General features: G+C 62.9%; 23 protein-coding genes. 2 read left to right on the top strand and 21 right to left on the bottom strand.

Annotated elements, in window-relative coordinates; translation table 11 throughout:
- Positions 1 to 129: 129 nt before the first annotated feature.
- The 10 genes from M52SOB_RS00400 to M52SOB_RS00355 form a co-directional block, all read right to left on the bottom strand.
- Positions 130 to 786, bottom strand: a complete 657-nt coding sequence (locus tag M52SOB_RS00400) for a thiol:disulfide interchange protein DsbA/DsbL (RefSeq protein ID WP_131109821.1) — start codon at positions 784 to 786, stop codon at positions 130 to 132.
- The gene (locus tag M52SOB_RS00395) at positions 783 to 1277 is read right to left on the bottom strand and encodes a disulfide bond formation protein B (RefSeq protein ID WP_284155126.1); all 495 of its coding nucleotides are present in this window, start codon (positions 1275 to 1277) and stop codon (positions 783 to 785) included. Before M52SOB_RS00395 ends, M52SOB_RS00400 begins: the two co-directional genes overlap by 4 nt.
- Positions 1278 to 1325: 48 nt before the next feature.
- Positions 1326 to 1748, bottom strand: a complete 423-nt coding sequence (locus M52SOB_RS00390) for a c-type cytochrome (protein ID WP_131109816.1) — start codon at positions 1746 to 1748, stop codon at positions 1326 to 1328.
- A gap of 14 nt (positions 1749 to 1762) precedes the next feature.
- Positions 1763 to 2947, bottom strand: a complete 1185-nt coding sequence (locus M52SOB_RS00385; RefSeq protein ID WP_131109815.1) for an acetyl-CoA C-acetyltransferase — start codon at positions 2945 to 2947, stop codon at positions 1763 to 1765.
- A 192-nt stretch (positions 2948 to 3139) separates the two neighbouring features.
- Positions 3140 to 4387: a hypothetical protein gene (locus M52SOB_RS00380; protein WP_131109813.1), complete on the bottom strand. Its 1248-nt coding sequence runs from the start codon at positions 4385 to 4387 to the stop codon at positions 3140 to 3142.
- Positions 4384 to 5115, bottom strand: a complete 732-nt coding sequence (locus M52SOB_RS00375; RefSeq protein WP_131109811.1) for an outer membrane lipoprotein-sorting protein — start codon at positions 5113 to 5115, stop codon at positions 4384 to 4386. The genes M52SOB_RS00380 and M52SOB_RS00375 overlap by 4 nt, the downstream gene beginning before the upstream one ends.
- A 6-nt stretch (positions 5116 to 5121) precedes the next feature.
- Positions 5122 to 6369: an ABC transporter permease gene (locus tag M52SOB_RS00370; RefSeq protein WP_131109809.1), complete on the bottom strand. Its 1248-nt coding sequence runs from the start codon at positions 6367 to 6369 to the stop codon at positions 5122 to 5124.
- On the bottom strand, positions 6362 to 7051 hold the full coding sequence (locus tag M52SOB_RS00365; protein WP_131109807.1) for an ABC transporter ATP-binding protein: 690 nt from the start codon (positions 7049 to 7051) through the stop codon (positions 6362 to 6364). Before M52SOB_RS00365 ends, M52SOB_RS00370 begins: the two co-directional genes overlap by 8 nt.
- A gap of 77 nt (positions 7052 to 7128) precedes the next feature.
- On the bottom strand, positions 7129 to 7539 hold the full coding sequence (locus M52SOB_RS00360) for a twin-arginine translocation signal domain-containing protein (RefSeq protein ID WP_131109806.1): 411 nt from the start codon (positions 7537 to 7539) through the stop codon (positions 7129 to 7131).
- A gap of 10 nt (positions 7540 to 7549) precedes the next feature.
- Positions 7550 to 8278, bottom strand: a complete 729-nt coding sequence (locus tag M52SOB_RS00355) for a DUF4395 domain-containing protein (protein WP_131109804.1) — start codon at positions 8276 to 8278, stop codon at positions 7550 to 7552.
- 154 nt (positions 8279 to 8432) lie between these two features.
- Here M52SOB_RS00355 and M52SOB_RS00350 point away from each other — a divergent pair, with 154 nt between their 5' ends.
- Positions 8433 to 9161: a response regulator gene (locus tag M52SOB_RS00350; RefSeq protein ID WP_131109802.1), complete on the top strand. Its 729-nt coding sequence runs from the start codon at positions 8433 to 8435 to the stop codon at positions 9159 to 9161.
- Positions 9161 to 10144: an ATP-binding protein gene (locus tag M52SOB_RS00345; RefSeq protein WP_131112362.1), complete on the top strand. Its 984-nt coding sequence runs from the start codon at positions 9161 to 9163 to the stop codon at positions 10142 to 10144. Before M52SOB_RS00350 ends, M52SOB_RS00345 begins: the two co-directional genes overlap by 1 nt.
- Before the next feature lie 12 nt (positions 10145 to 10156).
- Here the strand turns inward: M52SOB_RS00345 and M52SOB_RS13990 are convergent, their stop codons facing one another.
- The 11 genes from M52SOB_RS13990 to M52SOB_RS00290 all read right to left on the bottom strand — a co-directional run bounded on the left by M52SOB_RS13990 (position 10157) and on the right by M52SOB_RS00290 (position 16298).
- Complete coding sequence (locus M52SOB_RS13990) at positions 10157 to 10300, bottom strand: hypothetical protein (protein ID WP_284155125.1); 144 nt, start codon at positions 10298 to 10300, stop codon at positions 10157 to 10159.
- A 308-nt stretch (positions 10301 to 10608) separates the two neighbouring features.
- The gene (locus tag M52SOB_RS00335) at positions 10609 to 10953 is read right to left on the bottom strand and encodes a hypothetical protein (RefSeq protein WP_284155124.1); all 345 of its coding nucleotides are present in this window, start codon (positions 10951 to 10953) and stop codon (positions 10609 to 10611) included.
- Positions 10954 to 11115: 162 nt separating this feature from the next.
- Entirely contained in the window at positions 11116 to 11349 is a 234-nt protein-coding gene (locus tag M52SOB_RS00330) for a thioredoxin family protein (protein ID WP_126444954.1), read from the bottom strand.
- A gap of 60 nt (positions 11350 to 11409) precedes the next feature.
- The gene (locus M52SOB_RS00325) at positions 11410 to 12315 is read right to left on the bottom strand and encodes a cation diffusion facilitator family transporter (protein WP_131109798.1); all 906 of its coding nucleotides are present in this window, start codon (positions 12313 to 12315) and stop codon (positions 11410 to 11412) included.
- A gap of 19 nt (positions 12316 to 12334) precedes the next feature.
- The gene (locus tag M52SOB_RS00320) at positions 12335 to 13231 is read right to left on the bottom strand and encodes a sulfurtransferase (protein ID WP_284155123.1); all 897 of its coding nucleotides are present in this window, start codon (positions 13229 to 13231) and stop codon (positions 12335 to 12337) included.
- A gap of 132 nt (positions 13232 to 13363) precedes the next feature.
- Positions 13364 to 14020, bottom strand: coding sequence for a c-type cytochrome (locus tag M52SOB_RS00315; RefSeq protein ID WP_131109794.1), 657 nt, complete (start codon positions 14018 to 14020; stop codon positions 13364 to 13366).
- Positions 13969 to 14898, bottom strand: a complete 930-nt coding sequence (locus M52SOB_RS00310) for a sulfurtransferase (RefSeq protein WP_131109792.1) — start codon at positions 14896 to 14898, stop codon at positions 13969 to 13971. The genes M52SOB_RS00315 and M52SOB_RS00310 overlap by 52 nt, the downstream gene beginning before the upstream one ends.
- Before the next feature lie 25 nt (positions 14899 to 14923).
- Positions 14924 to 15109, bottom strand: coding sequence for a hypothetical protein (locus M52SOB_RS00305; protein WP_131109790.1), 186 nt, complete (start codon positions 15107 to 15109; stop codon positions 14924 to 14926).
- 21 nt (positions 15110 to 15130) lie between these two features.
- Positions 15131 to 15409, bottom strand: coding sequence for a hypothetical protein (locus M52SOB_RS00300; protein ID WP_131109788.1), 279 nt, complete (start codon positions 15407 to 15409; stop codon positions 15131 to 15133).
- Complete coding sequence (locus M52SOB_RS00295) at positions 15406 to 15693, bottom strand: hypothetical protein (RefSeq protein WP_131109786.1); 288 nt, start codon at positions 15691 to 15693, stop codon at positions 15406 to 15408. Before M52SOB_RS00295 ends, M52SOB_RS00300 begins: the two co-directional genes overlap by 4 nt.
- Entirely contained in the window at positions 15690 to 16298 is a 609-nt protein-coding gene (locus M52SOB_RS00290) for a rhodanese-like domain-containing protein (protein WP_131109784.1), read from the bottom strand. Before M52SOB_RS00290 ends, M52SOB_RS00295 begins: the two co-directional genes overlap by 4 nt.

The raw sequence follows: 16298 nt of genomic DNA, 5'->3' as shown, positions 1-16298 counted from the left end.
CCTTGAGTCTGGTTGAAGTTCCGACCCTTCGTCGGACTGTTTTCATTATGGCCAGAGCCCCCGGGAGAGCAATGCCAATCAGGTAACGAACTGTAATCTTCTATGTCGGCCGTAAGCGGATGTTTCGGCTTAGCCGTGTCGCACCTTGTCGATGAGGGTGCTGGCGATGACGAAGATGTCGTCGTAAGTCTTCGCATTGTGGCCGAGCACGTTGTAGCGGCCACCGACCACCATGCGCGGCACGGCATCGACCTTGTAGTTAGCGGTGAGCGCCTCGGCGCGTGCGAGCTTCGATCCGATGCTGAAGGAAGCAAAGGTGGCGCGAAACTTTTCCCTGTCGACGCCTTGCGCGCCGATCCAGTCGAAAATCGCCTTGTCGGTAAACAGATTGACGCGGCGTACATGAATGGCATCGAAGACGGCCTGATCGAGGCGATCAAGCTGCCCCTCGGCCTCCAGCGTGTAATAGAGTTTGACCAGATTCGCCCAGGCGGCGCGGCCGAAGCTGACCGGCACCCGGCGAAAGGCGACATCCCCGGGCAGACGCGCTGCCCAATTCATCACATGCGGATGCATCTCGCGACAGTGTGGGCAGCCGTAGGAAAAGAATTCCAGCACCTCAATCTTCCCGGGCGTATCGCTTGGTTGCGGCGGATTGACCGGCGACCAATCGATACCTTCTTTCATCGCCGGCGCCGCCAGCACATTGGATATGTCAGTCAGCCCCGTGCCGATCAGGCTGCCGGCGAGCAGCACGCGATGGAATTCGCGTCGTGTCACGCTCATTGGTATGACTCCCGTGAATGTGAAACGAGAAACTTGATCGCCAGCATGGCGCACGCTAGGTAGATCATGAAAGCAAGATTGGCGAGGCTCAGGCCCAGCAGGGTCAGTTCCTTGTCTTCACAGAATCCGGTGGCCAGAAACAGCTCGGGCTGTAGTTGCCCCAGCCATTCGACGAAGCGTTCGAGCATGCTGGGCTGGCTGCCGGCGCAGGTGACGGTGCCGGCTGGCTGCCATTGCAGCCAGCTCTGGTAGGCGGCCACGGTCATGCCGCCCAGGGCGGTGGCGACGAACAGGCCACCGGCCCCCAGCGTTGCGGCACGGGATCGCGACAGCCACGCCACCCCGGCGAGGACCGCCAGCAGCATGAATAGCAGGCGTTGGAAGATGCACAGATGACAGGGATGCAAATCCAGCCAAGCCGTCAATACAAGGCTGGCGCCAGCGGTCAGTGCTGTTCCCACCGCCAGCGCGAACCAGGTGAAACGCTTCATGAGCATGGGCAAAAGTCGGCGCCGTCTGATCGGCCCTGGGCTTCCGGGTTATTTCTGCTGCAAGCGATAGACATATTCGGTCAGCGCCAGGATGCGGCTGCGCGCACCGGATTCGGGATCGCCGGCGTAGTTTTCGAAATAGACCGAGGTCTGCCGGCGGAACGCCGCACCCCAGATCGGCATTTCGCGCGAGCCATGCGCCTTGATCTCGGCACGGCCGTCGATGATCTGATAGACCTTGTCGAAGGGGAAGACGCCGTTGTTGGCCTTCGCCAGGCCGGTGATATCGGGGACCTTCGTCTTCATCTGGTCGGCGGCCGGTCCATCGCCTTTGCCTTGCAGACCATGGCAACTGGCGCAGGCAGCGTTGTATTCGCCCTTGCCCACATCGATGAGCTTGTCCGCCGCAAGCACGGAACCGCCTACCAGCAGGCTGGCGGTGACGAGGAATGTCTTCCATTGCTTTCTCATGTGTCGTTCTCCTTTCAGATCGTTTCCAATGCCAGCGCGATGCCCTGGCCGCCACCGATGCACAGCGTAACGATACCGCGCTTCAGCCCGTCGCGGTGCATCGAATGGATCAGCCTCGTGGTCAACACCGCACCGGAGGCGCCGATCGGGTGGCCGTGGGCGATGGCGCCGCCCTCGACATTCACCACGTCCTGCGCAAAGCCCAGTTCGCGCGTACAGGCGATGGCGATGGCGGCGAAGGCTTCGTTGACCTCCATGCGATCGACGTCGCCGACCTGCCAGCCGGCGCGCGCCAGGGCCTGTCGCACGGCGGGCACCGGGCCGATGCCGAAGAAGCCGGGCTCGACCGCCGCCACGCCATAGGACGCCAGCCTTGCCACCGGCTGCAAGCCATTCGCCTCGGCAAAGCCACGCTCGCAGACGATCATCGCCGCCGCGCCGGTGTTGAGCCCCGGCGCGTTGCCTGCCGTGATGGTGCCATCCTTGCGGAAGGCGGGACGCAGTTTGGCCAGGGATTCGGCCGTGGTGTCAGGGCGGTTGTGCTCGTCCTTGGCAAAGAGTTCCGGCCCCTTGCGGCCCTTGACCTCGACTGGCACGATCTCGGCCGCGAACTTGCCGGCCGCCTGCGCCGCGGCGAAGTTCTGTTGCGAGCGCAAGGCCCACGCATCCTGGTCGGCGCGGCTGATGCCGTATTTGGCGACCAGATCCTCGGTATGCCAGCCGGAGTGCTGGCCAGAAAAGGCATCGTTCAAGCCGTCCATCAACATGCTATCGAACATGGTGATGTCGCCCATGCGCGCGCCCCAGCGGCCCTGCGGCAAGAGGTAGGGCGCCATGTCCATGTTCTCCATGCCGCCGGCGATGGCGCAATCGATGTAGCCAGCCATGATCTCCATGGCCGCCGAGGCGATGGCCTGCGCGCCGGAGCCGCAAACGCGATTGACGGTCAGCGCCGGCACTTCGACCGGCAAGCCGCCGCCGATGCCGGCCTGGCGCGCCGGATTCATCTTGCTGCCCGCCTGAATGACCTGGCCCATGACCAAGGTCTGCACTTTTTCCGGCGCAAGGCCGGAGCGCTTTAGGACTTCACGAATGACGACGGCGCCGAGTTCCGTCGCCGGGGTGTTCTTCAAAGTGCCGCCGTAGGTGCCGATGGGGGTACGGACGGGGTTACACAGGACGACTTCGCGGTTTGCCATGATGGTCTCCCAAATGCCAGGCCGCGACATGCGGCCTCAATACCATCGTAGACGAGCTATCCGCTTATGGATGCACCGAGGGGGACGGTGAAAAGTCGGCGCTGGCGGGACGGCAAAGGAAAAGGACACTCACTCAGACTTGGGTGCAGGGTCACGTGAGCGACGAAAGCCAAAGGAAAAGAAGTCATGAGCTCAAAAATAGAAACGGGCCATCAACTCCAGCTTACGCCGGTTTTGCTTTTCGCCGAACTCGCTGTAGCTCTTTCCGTGTAGCCAGGTGGCGCGCAAACGAAGGTCGAGGTTGGTAATGCCGGTGTAAAGCAGCTCTGGCGTGAGTGACCAGCTTTTATCGGCCAGATTGACCATCCACGTCAGCGACGGCGTGAAATAGACGATGTCGAAGGGTTCCTTCTGGCTCGCCTTGAGATACAGGTAATCGCGACCGGCATTGGGGCGGGCGAAGGCCGGGCTGATCTGCTTGGCCTTATTGACGAGCAGCGGGTTGCCGCTGTCGGCAAGCCTGAGGAAGTCGGACAGTTCACGCTCACTATAACCGGTGCCATTGCGATAAAGCTCGGCGATCCAGGTGGTGTCGTTCTGCGTGAGGTAGCGCAGGCCGACCAGCGCGCTGGTGGCGTCGCGGGTGACGCTCTTCACGTTGCCGGCGGCGTCGATAAGGCGTTGCTCGAAGTCGCGGATGCGCGCCCATTCGCCGTGGATCTCGAAATTGCTCGTCAGGTTCTTCGAGAAGTCGATGCCGAAGCGCGAAGTGCGGCTGCCGCCGTTGAACCAGACGAAATCGATGTCGGTGTCTTTGTAGAGCAGATAGAGCTTCGCCGCGACATTGGTGTGGTCGGGTGCGCCGAAATCGTTGTTGTAGTGGTTGCTTACGGGCAGCAACACAGGGGTGAAAGCCACGGTTTTCAGGTCGCCGTCGAAATTGCGGATGAAGTCGGCGGCCACCATGGCGTATCCCTCGCGCGCCAGTTCGACGTCGTTCGGATCTTTCGGCCGCTCGATGAAACCGACCGGATTCCATGCGTAGCCCTTGCCCCACTTCATCGCGATCTTGCCGGCGTCGAGCGTGAAGCCGGGATCGGGTTTGAGGGAGACGTAGGCTTCGTCGAAGTGATTGTCGCGCAGGCTAGCGAGCTCGTCGCGCTGCACGCTTGCCGAATATTTCAGATTGAGGCTGGCGATGCCCTGGGTGAATTTGGCGTTGAGCTTGGCCGTGGCGGTGTTGCGGTTCAGCGTGTCGCGATCGAGGCCATTGAGCTTGTAGAGGCTGCCATCGCGGTTGAGGTCGGCCCACTCGGCCTTGAGTTCGAGATAGCCGCCGAACTCGAACGGCTTCTTCTCGAATTCGCCGGCATCGAAGCTGAACTCCTCCGCCTGGACGCTGCCCGCGAGCAGGCAGGCGACCAGCGCCATAGTTTTCACTTTCTCAGTTCCCCGACGCGCGACAGGTAGTTGAGGGTGAACACCTCGTCGGGAAACTCGCGCTTCTTGATCTGGCCGTAGATCATCACCGACTTGTAACCCTTGTAAAGCGGGCTGTCGGTCTCGACAGTGGCGGGACGCCTGAGCCCGCCGCCGAAGTCCTTGATGTCCTTGAAGTGCAGCGTCTTGATGAGCATGCCGCTGGCCGCGTAGCACTCGATGGCGACGGGCAGCAACGCCTTCTTGTCCACCCACATCTTCAGCTTGTCGTAGGCGACTTCACCTGTCTTGGCCTTGAGCGTGAGCAGGTGCCGATCCCCGTCCTCGGCCAGCGCTTCGACGTTGTATTCGGCGGTGTAGTCGATGCGCAGGATGTCGGCGTTGTTGAACACGCCGCCGGTGACCGACTGCATGCTGGTGATGCGCATCGGCTTGCCGACCTCGGGAATGTAGAGCCACATGTTGTCGCCCTGGCGGAGCGTGGCGCGGCCTTTGTCGCTTTCCGGCGCGAGGAACAGGCCGACGACCTGGTCGCGCCCTTTGCGGACCGAATAGAGCACGAACTCTTTTTTCCGGCCGTCCGGCTCGACATTGATGAGCTTGCGCAGGGATTCGGACGATTCGGGTTCGAGGTTGCGGTCGACTTGTTTGAGAATTTCTTGGCCATCGAGGGCATAGGCCGAACCGGCACACAGGAAAAACAGCGCAACGAGCAGCTTCTTCATCATGAATCCTCAAACGTGACGCAGGGCGGTGATCGGGTCCATGCGCGAAGCCTTCCACGCCGGTTGCAGGCTGGCGATGACCGCGACCAGGATCACCAGGCTGGCGATCGTGAGCACGTCGCCGGCGGCGATGGAGGGTGCCATCACCAGCCCCTGTTGCTGGCCGAAATTGAAGGTGGGTTTCCAGACATTGATGCCGGCGATGGCGGCCAGGCTCACGGCAATGCCCGCTACCGTGCCGACAATGCCCAGCATCAGGCCTTCGGCGAGGAACAGCGAGAGGATGCGCGACGGCGGCGTGCCGATGGCGGCGATGGTGCCGATTTCGCGGATGCGTTCGAACACCGCCATGATCATCACGTTCATCACCGCGACCAGTACGATGGAGACCAGCATGATCTTGATGAACAGCGTCATCAGGTCGATCATCCGGGCGATGTTGGCGAAGGGCGAGAGCTGCGTCCAGTCGTGCACCTCCAGCATCGGCTTGCCTTCCTTGTTGGTCAGCCCTTCGACGGCCGCCTTGAGGCGCGCGCCGACGCGGTCGAGCTGGGAAAAGTCCTTGAGCCGCACGACGATTTCGCTGACCTCTGCCTCGTTCATGCGCAAGAGCTCGCGCGCATCCTCGATATGGACATAGGAATCGCGGCCACCGGGGCCGGTGACCGCCTCCATGATGCCGCGCACGACGAAGGTCTTGCCATTCACCGAACCATCCTTGTTGGTCGCCACCACCACCACGGTATCGCCGACCTTGACCTTGAGACCGCGCGCCAGCAGTTGCGGAATCACGATCTGGCCGCGCGCCACCAGCGGGCCGCTCTTGTCGCCCTCGGCGATGCGGCCGGGCAGGAGCGGCACGGTGGCCGCTTCGCGCTTGGGGTCGATGCCATTGACGCGAATGCTGGTCGTCTCGGTGAAGTTGCTGAACATGCCGCCAAACTTGATGCGCGGCGACCACGCGGCGATGGCCGGCTCGGCTTTCAGCGCCTCGTCGAGCTTGGCGAGCATGTTGGGGCGCATGTTGAGATTGAGCGGCAGGCTGTCGATCGCAGCGACATAGCCTTTGCGATGCACCTGCACGTGACCAAGCAGCGAGTCGGTGATCTGGCCGATCATCATCGCCTTGAAAGAGCCGGCGACGGCCACGAACAGCAGCACCGCCAGCATGCCGATGACGATCAGCAGCAGGGTGAGCGAGGTGCGGCGGCGGTAGCGCAGCAGGTTGCGGCTGGCGATGGCGAGCACATCAAACATGATCGCCTCCGTTCTTCAGGCGGCCGTCTTCGAGCGTAAAAGTGACCTCGGCCTCGCCCATGATCTTCGGGTCGTGCGTGGAGAAGACGAAGGTGGTTCTGAATTCGTCGCGCATCGATTTCATCAGTTCGATGATGCGGTAGGCGGTGTCATGGTCGAGGTTGGCGGTTGGCTCGTCGGCGAGCACCAGTTTTGGGTTGCTGACCAGCGCGCGCGCCACGGCGACGCGCTGCTTCTGGCCGCCAGAGATCTGGTCGGGCCGCTTGTCGGCCTGATCCCGCATGCCGACGGCGTCTAGCATGCGCAGCACCTGCTCCCGGCGCTTCTCCTTCGGCCATTTCTGCACCATGCGCAAGGGATACTCGACGTTCTCGAACACGGTCAGGACGGGAATCAGGTTGAAATCCTGAAACACGAAACCGATGTGCTCGCCGCGAAATCTTGCCGCCGCGCGGCGATCCAGCGTGGCGATGTCGGTATCGAGCACTTTCAAGATGCCGCTGGTCGGGCGGTCGAGACAGCCGATCATGTTGAGCAGCGTGCTCTTGCCGCTGCCCGAAGGGCCGACGAAGGCGACGAAAGCGGCAGGTTCGATGGCGAAATCGACACCCTTGATCGCCGGCACGTCGATGTCGCCGACGCGGTAGGTTTTGGTGACGTGTTGCGCGGACAGCAAGCTCATGGTGTTCTTTCAAAAGTCGGCGCTGGCGGGATGGCACTAACATCTAGTAGACGTCAATGACATAAAAAGGATGCAGCCTACCGGATGCGCTCGGCGAGAATGGCTTGCACGTCAGCAGTTGTCCAGTCGCCGCGCGCACCGGGCGGCGTGTTGGGCAGATTGGGGAAATTGATCAAGGCGACCTTGCCGCCTTCCTTGCGTGGAAAACGGTATTGGCCGTCGATGAGAATCAGGATCGGGATGTGGCCGGAAAGCCCGACGGCCTGTATACGCTGCATACCTTCCGTACTTTCACTGTCGAATTCATTGACCCGCAGTTTGTTGCCCTGGGCAGCAAGCCATGCGCGCAACTCGCCCAGCGCCATCTTGACCGGGGGATGCGGCATGGCGATGATTTCCACCGTAGGTGGTGCGGCCAGCACGTTGCCAGCAGCAAGACTCGACAAGGCAACGGCAGTGGCGGCGAGGAATTTGCGGCGAGTGATCATGATCAGTTCCTTATTTGCAGTTGTTGTGAAGTTTCCACATCTCGGCGTGGCCCATGGCCACAGCCCAGTCGGGCGGTGTGCATTGGCCGTCGGTGGCTGGTGAAGGCACGGCGGGTGCAGCTAAGGGCGCGACGGGCGGGAATAGCGCCTGGGTGATGAAGCCGATCACCGCGATAAAGATCACGACAATCGCCATCTCGCCAGCGCCGACTTTTTGACTTGCGTGTGGTGTGAACACCGCGCAGACACCGCCAGGACAATGCTGCGCTTTTTGCATGAAAAACAGGTTATATACCTTGCAGGCCAGACAGATGCCGAAGGCGCTCTCGAAAAACATCAGCGTGAGACATGTGGCGCAGACGATCAGGTTGATCGGGCCGATGACGCTATTGAGCACGATCAAATAGAACATGAGCACGGCCAGCGTCCATCCCACTGCCCAGGCGAAACGCTTCTGCGGCGCACCGACCCATTCGGGCTGCTGCTTCCTCACCGCCAGGCGACCAAGGATCATGCTTGGCGAAAAGCGCGGATTGATGAAGATGCGGATGGTGAAGTCGATCAGGAAGGCGATGACGAAAATCCGCGTCAGGCGAAAGTTGCCCATCAGCCAGGAATTCATGAACGACACCAAGGCAAAAAAGAAAAGGATCCCGGCGGCGGCGCGGACTTCACGCTCGTTCAATACCGGCACGTCGTAATCGGGGATGATTTCGCCGAAACCAAAAATCTTGCGCATGAAAAATTACCTCACCGATGACAACCTTTATTTCACCGCAGAACGGTAAGCGCCGTGCTGCACGCGTCGACTTTTTTGCATCGCTACTTCACAGACTTGCGGTTTGTTACCTTACGTTACAAAGCCCGGCCCGGTGCGGGTATAAATGCTGACCATGGAAAGCCCTGATCGCATCCTCATCGTCGACGACGACCCTGAAATCCGTCGCCTGCTCGTCGACTACCTGGCGAAGAACGGCTTCGAGGCGCTGCCGGCGCGCGACGGTCGCGAGATGGCGCAGATGCTGGACAAGCACGCCATCGACCTTGTCGTGCTCGATCTCAATCTCCCCGATGCCGATGGTTTGACGCTATGCCGCGACCTGCGCACCCGCTCGAACTTGCCGGTGCTGATGCTCACCGCGCGCGGCGAGGAAACCGACCGCATCATCGGCATCGAGATGGGCGCCGACGATTATCTGGTCAAGCCATTCAGCCCGCGCGAACTGGTGGCACGGCTCAAGGCGGTACTGCGCCGCACTCGCGCCCTCCCGCCCAATCTGCAAGCCGAAACACAGCGTTGCCTAGCTTTCGCCGGCTGGCGGCTCGACACGGCCACGCGCGTGCTGACCGCGCCAGATGGCGTGGTCGTGCCACTCTCCGGCGGTGAATACCGCTTGCTGCGTCTGTTGCTCGAACATCCGAACCGGGTATTGAATCGCGACCAGTTGACGGAACTCCTCCACGGGAGGACGCCCGGACCCTATGACCGCGCCATCGACGTGCAGATCAGCCGCCTGCGGCAACGGCTGCGCGAAGAAAATGCGCCGCAAATCATCAAGACGGTACGCGGGGAGGGCTATGTTCTGGCCGCCGCCGTCGAAGGGCGCGCATCGTGCGACTGATGCCGCAAAGCCTGTTCGGTCGGCTGACGCTCATCCTGGTGATTGGCATGCTCGCCGCGCAGTTCGCCAGTCTCTGGCTGCATATGGATGAACGGCAAATGCTGATGCAACATGGTGCTACGCATATCGCCGGTTTGCCCAGCCGGTTCTGGCTTCATCTTTCGCTGACCCTGACCACAGTACTTTTTGTTTCGGTGGTTGCCGTGCGCCTGGTGACGCGGCCGATCCAGCGGCTGGCAGAGGCCGCCGATGCCTTCGGCAAGGATATCGACGCGCCGTCGCTCGAAGAAAGCGGCCCGGCGGAAATCCGGCGTGCCGCCGAGGCCTTCAACCGCATGCAGGATCGCCTGCGCCGCCTGATCGCCGAGCGCAGCCGCGCGCTCGCCGCCGTTTCGCACGACCTGCGCACACCACTCACCCGCCTGCGCCTGCGTGCCGAACTGGTCGACGACGAGTCGCTTCGCCAGCAGATCAACGCCGACATCGACGATATGCAAGCGATGGTCGAAGCGACGCTGGCTTACCTGCGCGGCCTGAACGAAAGCGAACCGGTCCAGAGTATCGACATCGCGGCGCTGGTGAGCAGCATCGTGGCCGACGAGCAGGCGCTGGGACGGCCGGTGACGCTGATCGACACCCCTGCCGCGCACTACCCCGGCCGGCTTTCGATCCTGAAACGCGCCATCGCCAATCTGGTCGATAACGCCGTGAAATACGGCCACGCGGCATATCTCGGCATCAGCGATACGTCCGACGCGTTACGCATCGTCGTTGAAGACGACGGCCCCGGCATTCCCGAACCCGATCTGGGGCGCGTCGTCGAGCCCTATGTCCGGCTCGAAACCTCGCGCAGTCGGGAAACCGGCGGCGTCGGCCTTGGGCTGGCCGTCGCACGCGACGCAGCGCGCTTGCATGGCGGTGAGCTGAGACTGGAAAACCGCGCGGGAGGCGGTTTGCGCGCAACGTTGATCCTGCCGCGCTGAAATCCGGCCTCCCTATGGTTTGAGCGGCTCGGGCGGCTCGGGCCGGTCTGCCATCACGCGCAGACTATCCGCAGAACGCTCGATGCGTCCGTCCCGGCTCAGCGACGCCAGGGCGCGATACAGCGCCTCGTGGGTCAGGCCGAGTTCCGCCGCCATTTCCTTCAACCTAAAAACCTCAGTTGGACACGCCCGCTGGTGCGTGCCAGGGGGTGCGTAGCGGGGTCACCCAACCGGTGATCGTCATCGATGAGATATCTTTCGATTTCCATAGGCAATTTTCGCCGGGAGGAGCGGTCAACTGGGGTTTTTAGGTTCAATGATCCCTCAATGCGAAACACACCCGTTTCGTCGCAGCCCAGTCGCAAGCGCTGCAACAACCGTTCCGGTGCCGAGCGAATCTGCTTGAGTTCGTAGCGCTGGCGGGACGGCACCCTGGATCAAGGCCGCCCCGCCAGCGTTGCAGCTTACTTGATGATCCCGCGTGCCTTCATGACGTCGCAGCCGTTCTGGCGCGGCGGTTTGAGCTGCACGCCTTTTTCCTTGGCGCGCTCTTCCATCACCTTGCGATGGGCTTCTTGAGTGGCCACGCATTCCTCATACGTTTTCACTTCGCGCATCTGCGCCTGCCAGGCGGTGCGCTCTTCCGGCGTCATCAGCGTCCAGCCGGGCGTATAGGTCTGGTTCCAGGCGAAGCGGCCCTTGCCCATTCCGCCCGGGCCCATGCCGCCACCCGGTCCCATTTGCGCAAAGGCGGAGGCCGCGACGACTGCGGCGGTCAGGAAGGAAGCAGTCAGTGCAAGTTTTTTCATGATCATCTCCTTGGTTGGATTGGCGAGCAAAAGCTTTTTTAGCCTTCTGATGGCAGACTAGTCTGTTTCGCCTGTGCAATCCAACGGGAACCTGTGAGAATGTGTAACCAGGTGTTGCCAACATCATCATCGCCGCGGCCGCGCCGGTTGGCGATCAGTCCGTCAGGCCAGCCACGACTCGATCTTCTCACGGCTCGGGATGCCGCCGGCGTGCACCACCTTGCCGTCGATGACGACCCCCGGCGTGCTCATCACCCCGTAGCTCATGATGTCCTTGAGCTCCTCGACCTTTTCGAGCTGCACGGCCACACCCTTGGCGGCCGCCACTTCCTCGATCAGTTTCAGCGTGGTCTTGCAGTTGGCACAGCCGGTGCCGAGCACCTTGATGTTTTTCATGATAAGACTCCTTGAGGGTTAAACAATAATGAAAACGAACCGGTCGGCGAAAGGATGCAGTCAGTCCTGGCGCACCAACGGCACCCAGGGAATAACCTCCGGCTGGAAAGTGACGTGGCCGATGCCGTGTTCTTCCGCTTCGTGGCGCAGCCCGGCCAGTATTTCCGGCCAGGTCAAGAGATCGCGCACCCGCACGTGCGCCGTGAGCGCCAGCCGCTCGCCGGAGAGCGCCCAGACGTGCAGGTCGTGCACCTCGGCTACGCCCGGCACGGCCGCGAGTTCCTTGCCAAGATGTTCGAGATCGATCGCGAAAGGCACGCCGTCCAAGAGGCCGTGCAGCGCCTCGCGCAACAGGCGCAGGCTCGCCGCCAGCACCAGCCCGCCGATCAAGAGCGAAAGCAGCGGGTCGATCGGCGTCCAACCGGTGAGCCAAACCACGGCGCCGGCGGCGATCGCAGCGATGGAACCCAACACGTCGCCCAGCACGTGCAGGAAGGCGCCGCGCACGTTGAGGTTTTCCTGCCCATGCGAGAGCATCCACGCGACCAGCAGATTGACGGCGAGACCGAGTGTTGCCACGAGACTGACCATCTCGCCCATGATCGGCCGCGGCTCGGCAAAGCGGCCCCAGGCTTCCCAAGTGATGCCGGCAACGACGGCCAGCATCGCCAGGGCATTGAGCAATGCCGCCAACAGCTCGGCGCGCCCGAAACCATACGTATGCCGCTGCGATGTCGGGCGTGCTGCGAGCCAGGCCGCAAGCAAAGCCAGCCCCAGCGCCGCACCGTCGGTGACCATGTGGCCGGCGTCGGCCAAGAGCGCCAGCGAGCCGCCGCGTAAGCCCGCCAAGGCTTCGATCAGCGCAAAACCCCAGGTCAGCGCCAGCGCAATCGACAGCCGGCGGCGTTGATGGGGCGAACGGGCATCGCCGCCATGGGCGTGTCCGTGGTCATGCGAATGGGCCATGCTCGACAAGGTAGGCCAGTTACAGCGAAAAGTCTTCGTCGTAAGGCTGGTCGCCTTGCACCACCGGCAGCGTCAGCGAGTGATCCCACTGGCTCCAGCCGCCATTGAAGAAGCGCACATCCTGGTAGCCCAGCGCCTTCAGTTGCAGCCAGGCGAGCGTGGAGCGGAAGCCGTCGTGGCAGTAGGTCACCACCTTCGCATCCTTGGGGATGTCTTTGTAGGCCGCGGCGATCTGTTCGAGTGAGAGCCACTTCTGCGACTGGGCGTCGGTGAGGTCGAGGCTGACAACGTTGAGGGCGCCGGGGATATGACCGCCCTGCACCGAATGACGGATCACCTTGCCGGTGTACATGTCCTTTGGCCGGTTGTCGATCAAGACCATGCTTGGGTCGCGTCGGGCGACGACGCGGTCGTAGACCTCGCTCCATTCGACGATCATCTCGCGCTTGCCAGGCTTGAGCGTCACCTTGCCCGGCTTGCGCGGCGCCGTTTCCTTGGTCAGTTCGTTGAAGGCGGTCCATTCGACGGTGCCGCCATCGAGAATCTTCACCCGGCGCATGTCGAAACCGTAGTAGTCGAGCAGGAAGTAAAGCCGTGAGGCGAGCACCGAGCGCGAGTCGTCGTAGAGCACGAGCGTCGAATCGTCATTCACACCCCAGCGCCGCAGCGTCGCCTGGAAGGCTTCGCGCGAGGGCAGGCGCATCAGCACCGGACTGTCGTTGTCGCCCAGGTCCTTGAAGCGCGCCACCTGCACGGCGCCGGGGATATGGCCGACGGTGGCATAGCGGTGCGGAAAGTAGCGCACCTCGAGCACGATGGTCTTGGGGTCTTTGAGCCGGCTTTCGAGCCAGGTGCCATCGACGAGAAAGTCGGGCGCGGCGGTACGGGCCAGACCGGACAGCGACAACAACAGCAAGACCAGTAGTGAACGTATTGAGAAACGGGTATTTCCAAGCATCCTGACAACCTCCATTGGCGATGCCGAGACTATGACATGGCGCAGGGTTTGACGCTCATGATTCGAATCATGTCGCAGAATTTTTCCACACTACGGGCGTACTTTTTCGTAATAGGCCAGCAGGCTTGCCAGCTCCTCGTCGGAAAACGGATTGGCATAGGCGTGCTCACGCGTCCCCCGCACACCGAGCCACAGGCGTGCGGCGAACTCGGTGCGCGGCTGGCGCGCCGCCATCGCCGCTAGATTCTTCGCCGGCAGCCGGACGTCGCCCCAGTCGGCGTCGTGGCAGGGGGCACAGTTTTCTTTGTGCAATGCCTGTCCCGCAGCGATGCTGTGTGGCGTCGCAGGCAGCGCAAGGAATGGCGCGGCAAACGGATAGCGGCGCAAAAGCGGGGCGAGCGCCGCTTTGAACGCTTGCCAATCCCTGCGTTCCAGATGGCTGCGCAAGGCGGAGGCGGATTGCGGGTCTGCGCCGGCGCGCCGCAGCGTCAGCGGCAGGGAGGACAGCGCCCCTTGCAGTCGCAGGACGAGGCCCTCGCGCTCCAAAGGCCGGGCGCGTCCCGCGATCAGCTCGCGCGCGTCGCCGTCCAGAACGAGCATCTCGGCGCCGAGGCGCCGAGCCGATGAGAGACGGTCTTCTGCCGCCGCGCTGCCGGCAAGCGTCAGGCCCGCCAGCAGCGCCAGCAGTCCGCTTCTTATTGCAGCTTGACGTGCTGTTCGACCGGGCCGGCCTTGGTGATCGTCCATTCGGTCATCGAGCCGTCGTAGAGCTTGGCTTTCTTGTTGCCAACGATTTCGCTGGAAACGAACCAGCCTATCGAGGCCAGGTGGCCGGTATTGCAGAAGTTGATTTGATCGCCGCTGGTGGGCACGCCGGCATGCTTGTAGAGTTTCTCGATGGTGGCCTTGTCGCGGAACATGCCGCCGCCGTTCTCGGTGAACCAGCCGGTGGGCAGGTTCTTCGCGCCGGGCAGCGTACCGTTTTCGGTCGCTTTCGGATTGCGGTTGATGCCGGCGAACTGGTCCTCGGGACGGCTATCGACGAGCAACACGCCCTTGGCCTTGGCCGCCTTGACATCGTCCACCGTGGCCAGCATGTCCATGCGCGGGTGCGGCGTGAAGGTCTTGGCGGCGACCTTGGCCGCGCCGGTTTCGAGCGGTCCTTTGTCCTTGAGCCAAGCTGCCATGCCGCCGTTGAGGATCGACACGTTGTCGTGGCCCAGCGTCTTGAAGGTCCAGTAGATGCGTGTCGCCCAGCCCATGTCGGCATAAGAGCCGCCGGGCGCGACGAGGATCACGTGACTGTCGTTGTCGACGCCGAGGCTGCCGATGTGCGCGGCGAGCTTGTCGAACTTGGCCGGCAGCATGTCCGGCACCTTGTCGGCACGTTCCTCACGCCAGCCGGATTTGCCGAAATCGGTGTTCGCCGCCCCCGGAATATGGCCGCGCAGGAAGTCGCCGGCCGGCTGGATGTCGACCACGGCGATGCCGGGCTTGCCCAGATTCGCCTTGAGCCAGGCGACGTCGACCAGCGGCTCGGCGGCGAAAACGTTGCTCGCCAGCCCGAACAGGAACACTACGGCGAGCCAGAGCGAACGGCCCAGTTGCAGGGATGTGTTTTTCATTGTGTCTCCTCCATCAGGTGGTGTTTCAGATACAGACGATGCGATCGGCGGCAAGGAGTTTTTGCATCACCTCGTCCCAGTCGCTTTCCCTCAGTTCCCGCTGCCGAAGGTCGATGGCCTCGACGGTATCCCTCCTGGCCACCTGCCGCAGGGCGGCACTCACGGTCTGGGCATCGGGAAACAGACCGGTGTCGAGTTCGATGATAGTCATGCTGCGCTCCGAAAAAAACGCTTACAGCGATAGGGTGATGTCGGCAGACTGCATGGCGGTGGCCAGCGCGGCGGCATCGAGCAGCGGCAGGTCATCGGCCATCGCCGCGACGGTGGTTTTGGGCGCGATGTCGCACATTTCCAGCAGCTCGGCGTTGGCGGCGTTTTCGGCCGACTCTTCGACCGGGTGATCCATGAACACGAGATCGACATGGTGGCCGAAGATGGTCAGCCCTGCGGCGACACGCATTGCCTCGGCGTGGTCGCGGCGCGCCAGCACCAGGATGTTCTTTTCGCTCACAGGCTCACCACCCTTTCCGCTTCGGCCATCAGCGCGCTGTTGATCGTCTGGCTGCCGTTCTCCACCAAGCATTCCCGCCCCGGGCAGAAGCGGTGCCAGGATTCCTCGCAGACCACTGCGCGGCTGCCGGCGAGCGCGGCGAGCAGATCGGCGTCTTCGAGCGTCTTCACGCCTTCGTGGGTGAAGAAGGCGGCGAAACTCGCATTGGCGCGCCGTGCGGCCATGACGAGCGGTTTGAGCAGGCGGCCGCTTTCGGCAGTCGTGACATGGAACAGCAGCTTCATCGTTTCTCCTCGGTGAGCGCCCAGCCGACGCGCATGGCTTCGCCGGTGTCGATCAGGCGGCGCGTAAAGCGGCGGATCGCCGTGTAGGCATCGGGCGCGACGATCGAGTCTGCCGTGTCGGCGCCGATCTCGCGCCGATCGACGATCCACAGCGCATCGCGCATCGGCGCTGTGAAGACGGCGGAACGGATCAGCGCGCGTTCCTGCCCCGGCGCGGCATCGCGGCGTGCCGCGACGAGCGGCGTGAGCGGTGCATCGAGTACGCGCACGTCCTTCTGGCCGGACAGATACAGCAGTCCGGCGACGAACTCGCGCGCGCTGGCCGCATCTCCGGCGACGACGACATGCTCGCCGCCGGTCAGTCCCGCCGTGCCGAGCAGCCAGAGAAGGTCGCGCTCGCTCGGTAGCTGGCCGCGCTGGCTGAGAAATTCGCTCGGCGGCAGGCAGCGGGCGCCGGGCAGCGCGGATTGCGTGCATTGGTCGAGCGGCCGCACGTCGATGACGACTGCCGTCTCACCAGCGCCGACTTTTTGCACCCTGCCGAAATCGGCCGCCGCGAGCACCGGCGCGGCGACGAGTGCGAAGGCGGCGAGCAGCGTGCGCAT

The sequence above is a fragment of the Sulfuricystis thermophila genome (assembly GCF_004323595.1).
Lineage (GTDB): Bacteria > Pseudomonadota > Gammaproteobacteria > Burkholderiales > Rhodocyclaceae > Sulfuricystis > Sulfuricystis thermophila.
Note: the sequence above shows the minus strand (reverse complement) of the source record. Positions and strands in the feature narration are given on the sequence as shown.

Bases quoted from the DNA above. Each gene is read 5' to 3' on its own strand.
- M52SOB_RS00330 (WP_126444954.1), bottom strand. From the start codon at position 11,349: ATGAAAAACATCAAGGTGCTCGGCACCGGCTGTGCCAACTGCAAGACC.
- M52SOB_RS00325 (WP_131109798.1), bottom strand. From the start codon at position 12,315: ATGGCCCATTCGCATGACCACGGACACGCCCATGGCGGCGATGCCCGT.
- M52SOB_RS00370 (WP_131109809.1), bottom strand. From the start codon at position 6,369: ATGTTTGATGTGCTCGCCATCGCCAGCCGCAACCTGCTGCGCTACCGC.
- M52SOB_RS00290 (WP_131109784.1), bottom strand. From the start codon at position 16,298: ATGCGCACGCTGCTCGCCGCCTTCGCACTCGTCGCCGCGCCGGTGCTC.
- M52SOB_RS00395 (WP_284155126.1), bottom strand. From the start codon at position 1,277: ATGAAGCGTTTCACCTGGTTCGCGCTGGCGGTGGGAACAGCACTGACC.
- M52SOB_RS00385 (WP_131109815.1), bottom strand. From the start codon at position 2,947: ATGGCAAACCGCGAAGTCGTCCTGTGTAACCCCGTCCGTACCCCCATC.
- M52SOB_RS00390 (WP_131109816.1), bottom strand. From the start codon at position 1,748: ATGAGAAAGCAATGGAAGACATTCCTCGTCACCGCCAGCCTGCTGGTA.
- M52SOB_RS00400 (WP_131109821.1), bottom strand. From the start codon at position 786: ATGAGCGTGACACGACGCGAATTCCATCGCGTGCTGCTCGCCGGCAGC.
- M52SOB_RS00315 (WP_131109794.1), bottom strand. From the start codon at position 14,020: ATGGACGATCACCAAGGCCGGCCCGGTCGAACAGCACGTCAAGCTGCA.
- M52SOB_RS00350 (WP_131109802.1), top strand. From the start codon at position 8,433: ATGGAAAGCCCTGATCGCATCCTCATCGTCGACGACGACCCTGAAATC.
- M52SOB_RS00355 (WP_131109804.1), bottom strand. From the start codon at position 8,278: ATGCGCAAGATTTTTGGTTTCGGCGAAATCATCCCCGATTACGACGTG.
- M52SOB_RS00375 (WP_131109811.1), bottom strand. From the start codon at position 5,115: ATGATGAAGAAGCTGCTCGTTGCGCTGTTTTTCCTGTGTGCCGGTTCG.
- M52SOB_RS00305 (WP_131109790.1), bottom strand. From the start codon at position 15,109: ATGACTATCATCGAACTCGACACCGGTCTGTTTCCCGATGCCCAGACC.
- M52SOB_RS00310 (WP_131109792.1), bottom strand. From the start codon at position 14,898: ATGAAAAACACATCCCTGCAACTGGGCCGTTCGCTCTGGCTCGCCGTA.
- M52SOB_RS00295 (WP_131109786.1), bottom strand. From the start codon at position 15,693: ATGAAGCTGCTGTTCCATGTCACGACTGCCGAAAGCGGCCGCCTGCTC.
- M52SOB_RS13990 (WP_284155125.1), bottom strand. From the start codon at position 10,300: ATGGCGGCGGAACTCGGCCTGACCCACGAGGCGCTGTATCGCGCCCTG.
- M52SOB_RS00345 (WP_131112362.1), top strand. From the start codon at position 9,161: ATGCCGCAAAGCCTGTTCGGTCGGCTGACGCTCATCCTGGTGATTGGC.
- M52SOB_RS00335 (WP_284155124.1), bottom strand. From the start codon at position 10,953: ATGAAAAAACTTGCACTGACTGCTTCCTTCCTGACCGCCGCAGTCGTC.
- M52SOB_RS00360 (WP_131109806.1), bottom strand. From the start codon at position 7,539: ATGATCACTCGCCGCAAATTCCTCGCCGCCACTGCCGTTGCCTTGTCG.
- M52SOB_RS00365 (WP_131109807.1), bottom strand. From the start codon at position 7,051: ATGAGCTTGCTGTCCGCGCAACACGTCACCAAAACCTACCGCGTCGGC.